The sequence below is a fragment of the Nocardioides sp. NPDC101246 genome, assembly GCF_044767415.1.
Lineage (GTDB): Bacteria > Actinomycetota > Actinomycetes > Propionibacteriales > Nocardioidaceae > Nocardioides.
In genome coordinates, this window is sequence record NZ_JBIWNX010000014.1 from 1 (window position 1) to 13,106 (window position 13,106).

Here is a 13,106-nt window from a genome sequence, read left to right on the forward strand (position 1 = left end):
GGCTGGGGGGGTTGTGTGGGGGCGGGTGTGGGCCCCCACCCCCGGGTTTTTTTTTTGGGGGGGGCCCCCCCCGGGGGGGGGGGGGCCGGGGGCGGGGGGGGGGGGCCCCCCCGCCCCCCCCCCCCCTCGCGATGGAGGCCTCCTCGTCCGGCGGGAAGCCACACGTCGGATCGGTCAGAACATCCCATTCCCGTGTGCGAACTCCGAGGCGGGCGGCACATCCTGGGACACGTCCCAGTGCTCCACGATCTTGCCGTTCTCGTCCAGCCGCATGATATCCGCGAACGCCCGTCCCGGGTTGGAGCCATCGGCGGTGACGAAATGGGTCAGGGTGACCACGAACTCCTCGGTCGCCACGACGAGCTTCGTCTCCGGGTAGACGGCGCCGGCGGCCTTGTTCACCTCGGTCGCCATCGCGATGAAACCCTCCTTGCCGTCGGGCACCTGCGGACTGTGCTGGATGTAGGTGTCGCCGACGTACGTCGCGACCGCCTCCTCGGGGCGCCCCTCGGCGAAGGCGGTGCCGAGGAACTTCTGGACGGTCTCGATGTTCTGCTCGGGAGTGTGCATGACTCTCCTGTTGTGTGGGTTGGGTCAGACGGGGTTGCGGCCGATGAAGAATTCGCGGAAGGGGTCCATGCTGGGCTCGAGACCGACGTCCACGAGCCCCTTGCGCAGTGCGTTCATCTGAGCATCGTGGATACGCTGGGTCGGCTGCCGCAGTGGGCCGCCGTTGTAGCCCTGGAGCCATCCCTGGAACTTCCAGGCCTGCCGGTTGATGAACGCCCCGCCGTTGAGCGTCGCCGCCAGGCCGCTCTTGATCTTGCGGGCCGGATGGAGCTGCCAGTAGAGGTCGGTCACGGCCTCGAAGTCGCCCTTGCGCAGCAGGTCCATGATCTTCGGGATCATCGGTCCGTAGTACTCGTGGTCGCTGGTCGCGGATAGCTGGATCGGCATCAGCTGCGCCAGTGGCATCAGCTCGCCCTCGATCGGGCAGGAGATGACGACCTCGTCGCCGAAGAGGCGGTGGCACTCGACGATGCCCATGATGCTGGGGAAGCCGCCCTCGGCCTTGATGACCGCGATGTTCGGGCAGTCGTCGAGCAGCCGACGGATCAGCCGCACCGGGATGTCGGAGGGATGGATGCGCGAGCTGAACCCCCACAGGAACATCGGGAACAGAATGACGGCCAGGTCGGTCGCGTCGCAGACCGCCTTGGTGTAGTCGTAGACGTCCTGCTCGGACTCGGGGTAGAAGTTCGGCGGGTACGACAGCAGCACCAGCTCGGCGCCGGCCTCCTCCGCGCCGCGTACGGCCTCGAGGTTCTGCTCGAGGTTGCTCCAGCTGCCGTGGTGGACCACGACCAGGTCGTCTCGTGCCTCGTCCTTCACGATGCGCAGGAAGTCGAGGTACTCCGGCAGCGTGATGTTGACCTCCGAGACACCGAGGGTGCCGAGGAAGCCGTGCTCCTTCGCGAGGCGTACGTCATGACGGATCGCCTTCTCGTTGATGCCCCGCAGGTCGCTGGTGAAGGACGGGATGGTGCAGTTGACCGCACCGACGAGTCGTTCGCGGGCCCACTCGCGGGCCTCGCTGCGCTGATAGTCAGCCATGTCTGAGTCTCCTTGGTTCGTAGTGTGTGCGAGTCAGGCGTCGGGCTGCGTCGTGCCGGCACCCTCCCAGGCGAGGTACTTCATCTCGAGGTACTCCTCGATCCCGTGCACGGACCCCTCCCGTCCGAGCCCGGACTGCTTGATGCCGCCGAAGGGGGCGATCTCGTTGGAGATCAGTCCGGTGTTGATGCCGACCATGCCGGCTTCGAGAGCGGCGGCTACCCGCCATGTGCGCTCGGCGTCCTTGGTGAAGAGGTAGGCGGCCAGGCCGAACTCGGTGTCGTTCGCCCAACGCACGACGTCGGCCTCGTCCTCGAACCGCACCAGGGGTAGCACCGGCCCGAAGGTCTCCTCGCGCGTGATCAGCATGGTGGGCGCCACCTCTGCCAGGACCGTCGGTGCGAAGAAACGGCCACCGCGGTCGTGCACTCCACCACCGGCGAGCACGGTGGCGCCGCCGCCGGTGGCGTCGGCGATGTGCTCGGCCACCTTCTCGACCGCGGCCTCGTCGATGAGCGGGCCGATCTGCACGCCGTCCTCGAGCCCGGAGCCGACAACCAGCGACGCGGTGCGCTCGGCGACGGCCTTGGCGAACTCGTCGTAGATGCCGTTCTGCACGTAGACGCGGTTGGCGCCGATGCACGACTCACCGGAGTTGCGGAACTTGGCGGCCAGGACACCGTCCACGGCGGTCGGGATGTCGGCGTCGTCGAAGACCAGGATCGGCGCGTTGCCGCCCAGCTCCATCGAGGCGTTCTTCACGGTGAGTGCGGACTCCTGGAGCAGTTGGCGGCCGACCTCGGTGGATCCGGTGAAGCTGATCTTGCGAACGATCGGGCTACCGGTGAGCACCGGCCCGACCTCCCGTGCCTTGCCGGTCACGACGCTCAGCACCCCTGCTGGGACGCCGGCTCGCTCGGCGAGCTCGGCGAGAGCCAGCGCGGTCAGCGGCGTCTGGCTGGCGGGCTTGACGACCATGGTGCAACCGGCGGCCAGCGCCGGCGCGGCCTTGCGGGTGATCATCGCGGCCGGGAAGTTCCACGGCGTGACGGCGACGCAGACGCCGACCGGCTCCTGCAGCACCACGACGCGGCCGGAGGCCTTCGGCGAGTCGAAGATCTCGCCCCTGACTCGCTTGGCCTCCTCGGCGAACCACTCGATGAACGATGCCGCGTACGCCACCTCGGCCCGGGCCTCGGCCAGCGGTTTGCCCTGCTCCAGCACGATGATGTGGGCGAGGTCGTCGGCGTGGGTCTCGGTGAGGTCGAACCAGCGGCGCAGGACCTTCGAGCGCTCCTTGGCCGAGAGCGCACGCCACCCGGCCTGCGCTCGCTCGGCGGCGTCGAGGGCCTCGGCGACCTGGTCGGCGCTGAGCGCCGGGACCTCGGCGATGGCACGGCCCGTGGCCGGGTTGTCGACGGCGAAGCTGCCCGACTCGCCGTCGGTGATCCACGCGCCGTCGACGTACGCCGCGGTGCGCAGCAGGGTGGGGTCGTCGAGGACGTCGAAGTCGTTTGCGGTAGTGGTCATGGGGTCATCCCTCATTTCTCGATGGGCGTGATCTGGAGCGGCAGACGCGCGCCGAGGCCGCCGGCTTCGGCCGCACGCGCGCACATCTCGGCGACGGCGAGGTCCTGGATCGCCGATCCGACCGACTTGTAGACCAGGATCTGGTCGGCGCTCTCGCGGCCCGGGCTACGTCCGCCGACCAGGTCGGCCAGGCTGATCGTCATGGCGGCTGCGTCGATGCCGGCCTTGCGGGCGGCGAGCAGGTCACCGGTCTCGTCGAGGACCTCCTCGACCATGTCGGCGACCAGGAGATCGGCACGCTCGATGACGGCCTCATCGACCTCCCGCTGCTCTGGCAGCGTCGAGCCGATCGAGAGCACCGTCATGCCCGGCTCCAGCCAGGCACCGAGCAGGGTGGGCGACTCGTCACGAGAGCGTGCCGCGCACAGCACGACACCGGCGCCAGCCACGGCCTCCTTGGCCGAATCGACCGGTTGGATCGGCACGCCGAGGTCGGCCAGATCCTCGGCGAAGCTCTTCCGGCTCTCCTCTCGAGGGCTGAACACCCGGATGTCTGCGAGATCGCGCACCGCAGCCAGCGCGCGCAGATGATTCCGTGCTTCGAAGCCTGAGCCGATCACCGCCACCGTCAGCCGGCCGGGTGTCGCCAGCAGGTCCGCTGCCATCGCAGTCGTCGCCGCGGTCCGGAAGCCGGTGATCGAGTGGCCGTCGAGCAGTGCCACCAGCTCGGCACTGCGCTGGTCGAAGAGCGGGATCAGGTAGGAGACTCGCCGGTTGACCGGCGACGCAGCGATCACCTTGAGCCCCATCAGCGCCTCCCCGTTCGGCACGCCGCTCAGACTGCGCAGCCATCCATGGTCGCCGCGCGCCACCCGGCGCGATGGGAACCGATCAGAGTCGGGCGCTCCGGCATACGCCTCTTTCAGCGCGGACACCGCGGGTGCCCACTCGAAGACGGCGCACACCGTCGGATCATCAAGGACCAGCGTCATCGCGGTCCTCCTCTCGTCAGTTGGTATTGCAGATTGATGTCGAAGGCAAGATGGCTCAGGGGGCGGGGTCCAAGACTCCGGGCAGCACCGCCGACCAGCCGCCGTCGACCACGAGGTTGGCGCCCGTCACGTAGGACGCCGCGTCGCTGGCCAGGAACAGCGCACAGCGCGCCACCTCCTCTGCGTCGCCTACCCGACCGAGCGGGATGGCGGCCGCGATCCGTCGCATCGGGTGGTCGGCGGCGAGCAGGTCGCCGCGGGTCGCGGGCGTGTCGATCATGCCGGGACTGACGCAGTTCGCCCGCACGCCGTGCGCTGCTCCTTCGGCAGCCAGCTGCTTGGTGAGAGCGATGACGCCGCCCTTGGTCACCGTGTGCGCGACACGCCTGTTCGTGACCGATCCGGTCATCCCGGCGGTCGAGCCCACCAGCACGACGGAACCCGAGGACGCACGCAGATGCGGCCAGGCGTGCTTGACGGGGAAGAACACCACGTCGAGCTCGTGTCGAAGGTTGAAGTCCCAGTCGTCGCTGGTGATCTGCTCCAGCGGTCCGAACCGGGTGGCTCCGGCGTTGGCGTACAGCACATCGATGCGTCCGTGCCGCAGCGCGGCTGCCTCGACCCAGCTGCGGACTGCCTCCTCGTCCGTGAGGTCGACTCGGTCCACGTCGGGCGCGGGTTTCACATCGCACCCGACGACTGTCGCGCCGGCTTCGGCGAAGAGCTGTGCCGCGACGGCGCCCTGCCCGCCGGCCGTACCGGTGATCAGCACGACCTTGCCGGTCAGATCGATCCTCATCCGTAGCTCCGAATCTCAGACATGGCTCTCGCCCCCGTCGACCAGCAGCGTCTGGCCGGTGATGAAGCCGGCCTCCTGCGACGCCAGGAACGCCACGGCTGCGGCGGTGTCCTGTGGCTCGCCGGTACGCTTCACCGACTGCCGTTCGCGCACGGCGTGGAAGAGCTCCTCTGGGAGGTCCGCGGCCGACCGCTCGGTCCGGGTGAGGCCGGGAGCCACGGCGTTCACCGTGACCCCGTCAGGTCCCACCTCCTTGGCCAGTGACCGCACGAGGCCGAGCAGCGCACCCTTGCTGGTGACGTACGGGACCATCCCGGCGTTGGGGGCGAAGAGGCTCGAGGAGGTGACGGCGACCACGCGACCCCACCCCGTTCTGCGCATCGACGGCAGGAACTCCTGAGCAAGGTGGAACAGACCGTCGACGTTCACGCGCATCATCGCCGACCAGGCCGTGTGATCGACCTCCTCGAAGGGGCGTACGAACTGCAGCGCCGCCGCGTGGACCAGGATGGCCGGCTCGCCGAGCCGCTCCCGAACCTGCGCGGCCATGGCCGCGACCGAGGAGGCGTCTGAGACGTCGGCCACGAACGCCGATGCGCCGTTGGACAGGCCGTCGGCCTGGACCAGATCCACCACGGCGACCCGGACACCGTCCGCCACCAACCGGTCGACGATGACCCGGCCGATGCCGCCGGCACCACCGGTCACGACGGCGAGACGAGTCGTGCTCACTTCTGCGCCCCCGACCGCGTCGCGTCGGCGATCCGCTTGTGGCTGACGTGGGCGACCAGACCGCCGTCCACGACGATCTCAGCGCCGTTGTAGTAGCTCGAGTCGTCGGAGAGCAGGAAGACGATGGTCGGCGCGATGTCCGCCGGCACACCGACCCGCCCGAGCGGGATCTCCGCAAGGGCAGCTTCGTGGAAGGCCGGCGGCGCGGACTCCATCAAGGGCGTGTCGACGAGGCCCGGCATCACCGCGTTGACCCGGATGCCTCGCGTCGAGCCGAGCTCGAGAGAGGCAGAACGGGTGAGCCCGCGCAGCGCCCACTTCGACGCCGTGTAGGCCGCAGCCGCGTGACCCGCGACCGCGGCCACCGAGCAGATGTTCACGATCGAGGACCCAGGCGGCATCAGCGGCGCGAGCGCCTGGATCCCGAGGAGCGGCCCGGTGACGTTGATGTCGAGCGTGCGGTGCCACAGCTCCAGCGACACGTTCGGGAGGCGCTCGCGCGCCGCGACCCCGGCGTTGTTCACCAAGCCGTCGACTCGGCCGTACTCAGCGCGCAACCAGTCCGCAAGCTCCGTCCAGCCGTCGCTTGCGGTCACGTCGAGGTGCCGTTCGATGACCAGCCCGCCGGAGGCGTCCCATCTCTGGCCATCTCGCTCGAGACCTTCGAAGGGGAGCACATCCGTCGCGACGACCGTCGCGCCGGCTGCTTCCAGCGCCCGGACCTCCTCGGCTCCCTGTCCGCGCGCCGCACCCGTGACGACGATGATCTTTCCGCTCACGTCCGCCATGTCACACCGGCGGAGCGACGAAGACGCCGCGGTCCGGGTCGTTGAACGAGTCGCGGGCGATGAGCTCGCTCATCGGGTCGGAAGTACCCCACTGATCCTGGGTCATCGGGTCGGCGATGTCGTAGATCGTGGGATGCCGATCATCCGTCTCGATGAGCTCGAGCTCGGTGGTGTACTCGACGGTGTTGCCGTTCGGGTCCAGGAAGTAGGTGAAGGTGTTGTTGCCCGCGCTGTGCCGGCCGGGCCCCCACACCTTCTTGAACCCGGCACGCATCACGCGGCCGGTGCCGCGCATGTACTCGTCCAGGCCCCGCATCTCGAAGGAGACGTGGTGCACCGACGTGTGCGGGCCGCGAGCGATGGCGAAGCTGTGGTGCCAGTCGTTGCACCGCATGAAGTGCATCATCTCCCCCATGTGCTCGCTCCACAGCGAGTCGGAGAGCTTGAACCCCAGTACGTTCGCGTAGAAGTCCCGGGTGCGGTTGGGGTCGTTGCTGTTCATCACGGCGTGCGAGATGCGCACCGGGATGGCCTCGCCCTCCTCGATCGGGCGGTGCCTTCTAGCCTCCACGTCGGCGGAGACCTCGATCGTGCGGCCGTCGATGTCGAAGAACCGGAAGCCGTAACCGCCGCCAGCGGTCTGCAGCGGACCAGGCTCGCTCACCAGCCGTACGTCCTGGCGACCCAGGTGCTCGGCCAGAGCGTCCACCTTCTCAGGACTCTCCGAGCCATAGGAGATGAGGTCCAGCCGCTTGTCCTCGGCCTTGCGGAGCCGGATGACGTGATGCTCCGGGGAACCCTCGGCAGCGAGGTAGGACAGGTCCCCGTCCGTCCCGACCTCTGTCAGCCCCCAGGTGTTCTTGTAGAAATCTCGCTGTGCGTCGTAGTCGACCACGGCAAGATCCACATGGCGAAGGTGCGTGATGCCGTGCTCGTTGAGGTGGCTCATGGCCGTCTCTCCTTGTTGTTGGTCTGGTCTCGTCGCAGCAAGAGGCGCACTACTCAGTCGCCGACCGTCTCGTAGAAGGCCCGTTCGCGGCTGGCGAGCACGGGGATCGCCTGCTCGAGCCCGAACTCCTTGAAGTGCGCGGACGCGCCGTGGGCGGCGTACGCCTCCTCGTCGTCGTAGATCTCGAACAACCGGAACACCAGCGGCTCAGCCGGGTCCTGGTACGCCTGGTAGAAACGGTTGCCCGACTCCGCCCGCGAGGGCGGAATCAGCTTCTCGATCGCGTCGAGGACCACACCTTCCTTGCCGGGCTCGGCAATCCAGGTGGCGTTGACGACGTAGGCCATGGTCTTCCTCCAAAGACGGTTTCCGCGTCACCACCACAGCGGTGACGTTCGTCTCACCGTAGGCAGGGCCGGACGCTCCGGGGAAAGCATTCATTGCGATAGCAACCATCGTCTCAACGGAGGTCTGCGACAGGTCCTGGAGCGACTGGCTCGGTTCGCTGTTGCCCGATGCCAGCAATCGGGGATCCTGATGCCCCAGCGCTTGTCTCTCGGGCAGACGTGCGGCTGACTTACGGCCATGACTCTGCTCACTCACGGCTGCAAGCCGACCAGGACACCGGCATGACCGGCGCAGTCCCCCGCCGCATCGTCACCGGCCATGACGCACAGGGAGTCTCCGTGGTCCTCTCTGACGGACCGGCGCCGGTCAGCCAGGAGCTCCCCGACGACGGCGTCTACTTCCACGAGATCTGGAACACCGAGGGCGCTCCGACCGTGATCCGAGCTGTCGAGCCCGAAGAGCCGACCGAGCGCACGCTTGCCGTCCCGCCACCCCTGCGCGGCACCAAGGTACGCGTCAACGAATTTCTGCCTGGCCATCTCGACGAGCACGGCCTGCAGTCGCCCTGGCACCGCACTGCGTCGATCGACTACGGCATCGTGCTGACCGGAGAGGTCGTCCTGGTTCTGGACGACTCGGAGGTGACCGCGCGCGCCGGCGACATCGTCGTGCAGCGCGGCACCAATCATGCCTGGGCCAATCGCGGCAGCGAGCCGGCGCTTGTCGCCTTCGTACTGGTCGACGGCGAGTTCGAACCGAGTCTTGCGGACACGATCGGCGGTCTTGACGGCCTGATGCACGGCGGACCGCGCGACTGACCTCAGAGCGTCACCCGATGAGCCCGAGCGCTCTGCACCACGCAGAGTCGCTCGGGCTCCGTCATGTCGACAGCGATGGTGCCGCCGCGGACTTTGACAGGCTCATCACAGGTTCGGCACAGCCCGAAGATATGAACGATCGATGAACTCCCGAAGTCGCAAACGTGACCATCCCGGGAGGACAAACTGAATGAGTTGGTTGAGTCGACGCCGAAGCGTCAACCCCGACACCACGAAAGCCGTCACGGAAGCCGAGGACGCTCCGACGCGACCGACCGGCTACGCGGAGACCGCGAGCCGGTTGCACGCTTTCAACCGCTACGAGATCAAGTATCTGATCGACGAGCTGAAGGTCGCCGAGCTGCGTGAGGAGCTCGAAGCCCGGATGGAGGCCGATCCCTATTCACCGCTGGGCGGCTACCCGGTGACGTCGGTCTACTACGACACCCCGGACCTGCGCTTCTACTGGGAGAAGATCGAGGGGCTCCGGTTCCGCCGCAAGCTCCGGATGCGGCTCTACGGGCAGCCGGCGAGCTGTACCGACGAGACCCCAGTCCACGTAGAGATCAAGCAGCGCGTGAACCGGGTGACCCAGAAGCGCCGCCTCTCGCTGCCCTACCAGCAGGCGCGACGCTGGCTCGACGAGCGTGAGGAGCTCGATCTCGACGTCGGTGGTGCCTCCCGAGGCTTCGTCAACGAGGTCACTTCGCTGGTCGGCAATCTCGACCTGCGTCCCATCGTCACCACCGGCTACCAGCGTGAGGCTTTCGTGGGTCGCGAGGCCGACCTCGGTCTGCGTGTCACGATCGACCACCGCGTGCACGGCCGCGACCGTGACTTCCATTTCGCATCCGGCGCGGAGAACCGGTTCCTGATCCCGCCGAAGCTGGCGATCGTGGAGCTCAAGGCCAATGAGCGGGTGCCCTATTGGGCGACCGACCTGACCGCACGGCTCGACATGTCCGTGGTCCGGATCTCGAAGTACTGCCAGTCCGTCGAAGCCTTCTCGCTCGCCCCGAGCTCACGGTACGGCGCGGCCGAGAACGTCCCCACCCCGTCCACCGACCTCATCACCACTCACTGATCACCTCACTGATCCCTTCATAGGAAGCTTCCATGAATCTCGATTTCCAAGATCTCAGCTCCACGTTCACCGTCTTCGACATCGTGGCGTCGCTGACGCTGTCGTTCGTGCTGTCGGCGATCATCGGCTACGTCTACCGGGCCACCCACAAGAACGTCTCCTACAGCCAGTCGTACGTCCAGACGCTGGTGCTCGCGGGCATGGTCGTCTCGCTCATCATGCTCGTCGTCGGCTCCAACATCGCCCGGGCGTTCGCGCTGGTGGGTGCGCTGTCGGTGATCCGGTTCCGCAACGCCGTGAAGGAGACCCGTGACGTCGGCTTCATCTTCTTGGTGATGGCGATCGGGATGACGACCGGCACCCGGTTCTACCTGCTCGCGATCGCGGCGACGGTGATGATCTGCCTCGTGCTCGTCCTGATGAACAAGTTCAACTGGTTCAAGCTCGACGTGCAGCGTCAGGTGGTCAAGGTCCAGGTGCCACCCGAGCCGGAGTACACCTCGAACGTCGAGGACCTGATGATCCAGCACTGCTCCGACTTCGAGCTGGTCTCTACCGAGTCCGTACGCTCCGGGGCGCTGATCGAGCTCTACTACACCGCTCAGCTGAAGAAGGGCAGCAGCTCGCGTGAGCTGCTGCAGGCTCTCTCCGCGGTCAACAGCGGTCAGCGCGTCACCGTGCTGACGGGCTACGACCAGACCGATCTGTGATGTCTGAGCCCGGGTCCACCGGCCCGCAGCCGGTGCCGCGCAGGCGGCTGCGGCACCGCCTGCCGCGGTCCTGGCGCCAGCACTGGAAGCTCGTCGCCCTCCTGGGTGTCTTCTCCCTCGCGCTGGTGGTCACGCTCAAGGACGTGGGCATCAAGCCCTACATCACCGGCGATGTCGAGATCACCTCCGCCGAGATCACCGAGGACCTCGCCGGCACCGTCGACCTCTTCGACACCTCCGTCGACCACGAGCTCTCGATCGACATCACCGACGTCGAGTACGACGACATGGTCGAGAGCTACCAGAAGGACGGCGAGAAGAAGTGGGTCACGGCCACGGTGACCATCGACGGCACCGTCATCAACGACGTCGCCGTGCGCCTGAAGGGCAACTCGACCCTGATGGGCCTCCGCGGCACGGGTGGAGGCGGCCAGGGTGGTCCTGGTCAGGGCGGGATGCAGCCTCCGGAGGGCATGGAGATGCCCGATGGCATGGAGTTCCCCGAGGGCATGGAGTTCCCCGAGGGGATGCAGCCCCCGGAGGGCATGGAGCTCCCCGAGGGGATGGAGATGCCCGAAGGTGGAATGGGCGGCGCGATGGGCGGGATCTCCCAGGCATCCGCCGAGGACCCGACCTCGCTGCCGCTGCTGCTCAGCTTCGACGAGAACGTCGAGGGCCGTGCGTACCAGGGCATGACCGAGATCTCCGTACGCCCCGGCAGCCCGGTCATCAATGAGGCCATGGCCCTCTCCCTGACCAAGGAGGCCGACCTGCCGACCCAGGACTACGGGTACGCGGTCTACTCGGTCAACGGCAGCGACACGACCACCCGTCTGCTGCTCGCCCATCCGGACGAGAACATGGCCAACAACCTGTTCGACTCCCCCGGCTACCTCTACAAGGCGGACGCCTCCTCGCAACTGGCCTATGTCGACGACGATCAGTCGTCCTACAGCGACCAGTTCAAGCAGATCAACGCCAGCGACGACGGCACCCTGCAGCCGATCATCGACTTCCTGAAGTGGATGGACGAGGCCAGCGACGAGGAGTTTGCCGCCGACCTGGACCAGTGGGTCGACGTCGACTCGCTCGCGGACTACCTGGCGATGCAGAACCTGATCGTCAACAGCGACGACATGAGTGGTCCGGGACAGAACTACTACCTCTGGTACGACCTCGATTCCGAGAAGCTCTCGGTGGTCTCCTGGGACCTCAACCTGGCCATGCAGGGCGACGCCACCCTCGGTCCCGACGAGCAGAGCAGCATGTTCGGCGGCGGGAACCGCGCAGCGGGTGGCCCGACGAACGGCCAGGGCGGCATGCCCGAAGGCATGGAGATGCCCGACGGGATGGAGATGCCCGAGGGTGGTGGCATAGCCGGAGGAAACCAGCTCAAGGAGCGGTTCCTCGCGTCTGATGGTCTGAAGGCCGCCTACACCGAGGCGTACTGGGACCTGTACGACAAGCTCTACGCCGACGGGACCGCCTCTGACACCGTCACCGGACTCGCCGAGTCGATCCCGACCAGCGACTCCCTGAGCGCCGAGGACCTCCGGACGGAGATCGACACCGTGTCGGACTGGGTCGACCAGCGCACCAGTGCCCTCGAGAAGGCTCGCAACGGCTGAGCCGGCGAAGGGTCCGCAGAGGGAGGGGCGCCGATACCGCGCCCCTCCCTCGTGGTCCGGCCTCAGTCAGGTGGCGCGACGAAGAGCCCGCGGTCGGGGTCGTTGAAGGGATCGGGGTTGGGGCTGGTGCTCATCGGTCCTTCTCTCTCCGGAGGCGGCGGGCAGCTGGGACCGCCCCCACCGCGCCGTTCGATGGGCTGACCTGGTTGCGGATCGTTCCCAGCCGGTCGATCGACATCTCGACGACATCGCCGACCTGAAGCGGTGGCGGTTCGAGTGAGCCGGTGCGACCCCAGGCCTCGGCGAGGGAGCCGGAAGCGCAGGTACCCGAGGCGAGCACCTCACCGGCCTTGACCCAGGAGGCCCGGGACGCATGCGAGACCAGTTGTTCGAACGACCAGCCCATGTGCCCGGAGCGGTCGCGTCCGACGGTGGCGCCGTTGACCGTGACCGACATGACGAGGTCCAGGAACCCGTCCTGGTCGCGGCAGTCGTCGAGCTCGTCAGGAGTGACCACCCAAGGTCCGATGGTCGTCGCGAAGTCCTTGCCCTTGGACGGCCCCAGCTTGAGGCTCATCTCGCGGCCCTGGACGTCACGAGCCGACCAGTCGTTCATCACGCAGTACCCGCCGATCGCCGCGCCTGCTTCCTCGGGCGTCACGTCTCGTACGTCCCGGCAGATGACCGCGGCGATCTCGAGCTCGAAGTCGAGGCGCTCGGTGTCCGGAGGCATCGGTACGTCGTCGTAGGGTCCCGCGACCGCATGCGGTGCCATGAACAGAAACACCGGCGCCTGATACCACTCCGCGGGCGGCCCATGATTGCCGTGGCCACGCTCCATCCCGTCGACGTGCGCCTCGAAGGTGAGGAAGTCGCGCATGGCGACCGGGTAGACCGGCGGCAGCAGCACGACTTCGGGCGGGCGCAGGCCGTCGGCCTGGGCGGCTGCATCAGCAGCCTGGTCCCGAACCTCTGGATCGGTGGCCAACAGCTCCACCATCTCGGTGCCGTCGGGGAACGGATGGATCCACCAGCTGGCTCCGTCGCCGACGACCAGACCGACCCGGCGCGCGTCCGGCGGGTCCTCGGCACGACGGAACGCTGCGACCTTCAT

Annotated in this window: 14 protein-coding genes; 4 read left to right on the plus strand and 10 right to left on the minus strand. The window is 67.6% G+C overall.

Annotation, left to right across the window (positions count from 1 at the left end; translation table 11 throughout):
- Positions 1-174: 174 nt before the first annotated feature.
- The 9 genes from ACIRON_RS23315 to ACIRON_RS23355 are packed head-to-tail and all read right to left on the minus strand — an operon-like array spanning position 175 to position 7,751.
- A complete protein-coding gene (locus ACIRON_RS23315; RefSeq protein WP_402995918.1) occupies positions 175-570 on the minus strand; it encodes a nuclear transport factor 2 family protein in 396 nt (131 codons plus the stop codon).
- A 24-nt stretch (positions 571-594) separates the two neighbouring features.
- Positions 595-1,614: a dihydrodipicolinate synthase family protein gene (locus ACIRON_RS23320; RefSeq protein ID WP_402995920.1), complete on the minus strand. Its 1,020-nt coding sequence runs from the start codon at positions 1,612-1,614 to the stop codon at positions 595-597.
- Between the two features lie 33 nt (positions 1,615-1,647).
- Entirely contained in the window at positions 1,648-3,144 is a 1,497-nt protein-coding gene (locus ACIRON_RS23325) for an NAD-dependent succinate-semialdehyde dehydrogenase (RefSeq protein WP_402995922.1), read from the minus strand.
- Positions 3,145-3,155: 11 nt separating this feature from the next.
- Positions 3,156-4,136: an ornithine cyclodeaminase family protein gene (locus ACIRON_RS23330; protein WP_402995924.1), complete on the minus strand. Its 981-nt coding sequence runs from the start codon at positions 4,134-4,136 to the stop codon at positions 3,156-3,158.
- A 55-nt stretch (positions 4,137-4,191) separates the two neighbouring features.
- Positions 4,192-4,935 (minus strand): SDR family NAD(P)-dependent oxidoreductase, encoded by a 744-nt coding sequence (locus tag ACIRON_RS23335; RefSeq protein WP_402995926.1) that lies wholly within the window; start codon positions 4,933-4,935, stop codon positions 4,192-4,194.
- 15 nt (positions 4,936-4,950) lie between these two features.
- Entirely contained in the window at positions 4,951-5,667 is a 717-nt protein-coding gene (locus ACIRON_RS23340) for an SDR family NAD(P)-dependent oxidoreductase (RefSeq protein ID WP_402995928.1), read from the minus strand.
- Positions 5,664-6,455, minus strand: a complete 792-nt coding sequence (locus tag ACIRON_RS23345) for an SDR family NAD(P)-dependent oxidoreductase (RefSeq protein ID WP_402995930.1) — start codon at positions 6,453-6,455, stop codon at positions 5,664-5,666. Before ACIRON_RS23345 ends, ACIRON_RS23340 begins: the two co-directional genes overlap by 4 nt.
- Position 6,456: 1 nt before the next feature.
- Positions 6,457-7,404, minus strand: a complete 948-nt coding sequence (locus ACIRON_RS23350; protein WP_402995932.1) for a VOC family protein — start codon at positions 7,402-7,404, stop codon at positions 6,457-6,459.
- A 53-nt stretch (positions 7,405-7,457) separates the two neighbouring features.
- Positions 7,458-7,751, minus strand: a complete 294-nt coding sequence (locus tag ACIRON_RS23355) for a putative quinol monooxygenase (protein WP_402995934.1) — start codon at positions 7,749-7,751, stop codon at positions 7,458-7,460.
- A gap of 282 nt (positions 7,752-8,033) precedes the next feature.
- On the opposite strand from ACIRON_RS23355, the gene ACIRON_RS23360 reads away from it, so the two are divergent.
- From ACIRON_RS23360 to ACIRON_RS23375, 4 genes are all read left to right on the plus strand, one after another.
- Positions 8,034-8,570, plus strand: coding sequence for a cupin domain-containing protein (locus tag ACIRON_RS23360; protein ID WP_402995936.1), 537 nt, complete (start codon positions 8,034-8,036; stop codon positions 8,568-8,570).
- Between the two features lie 190 nt (positions 8,571-8,760).
- Positions 8,761-9,654, plus strand: coding sequence for a polyphosphate polymerase domain-containing protein (locus ACIRON_RS23365; RefSeq protein WP_402995938.1), 894 nt, complete (start codon positions 8,761-8,763; stop codon positions 9,652-9,654).
- 32 nt (positions 9,655-9,686) lie between these two features.
- Positions 9,687-10,364, plus strand: a complete 678-nt coding sequence (locus ACIRON_RS23370; protein ID WP_402995940.1) for a DUF4956 domain-containing protein — start codon at positions 9,687-9,689, stop codon at positions 10,362-10,364.
- Positions 10,364-11,992, plus strand: coding sequence for a CotH kinase family protein (locus ACIRON_RS23375; protein ID WP_402995942.1), 1,629 nt, complete (start codon positions 10,364-10,366; stop codon positions 11,990-11,992). Before ACIRON_RS23370 ends, ACIRON_RS23375 begins: the two co-directional genes overlap by 1 nt.
- A gap of 130 nt (positions 11,993-12,122) precedes the next feature.
- Here ACIRON_RS23375 and ACIRON_RS23380 read toward each other — a convergent pair whose 3' ends face one another.
- Complete coding sequence (locus ACIRON_RS23380; protein WP_402995944.1) at positions 12,123-13,106, minus strand: fumarylacetoacetate hydrolase family protein; 984 nt, start codon at positions 13,104-13,106, stop codon at positions 12,123-12,125.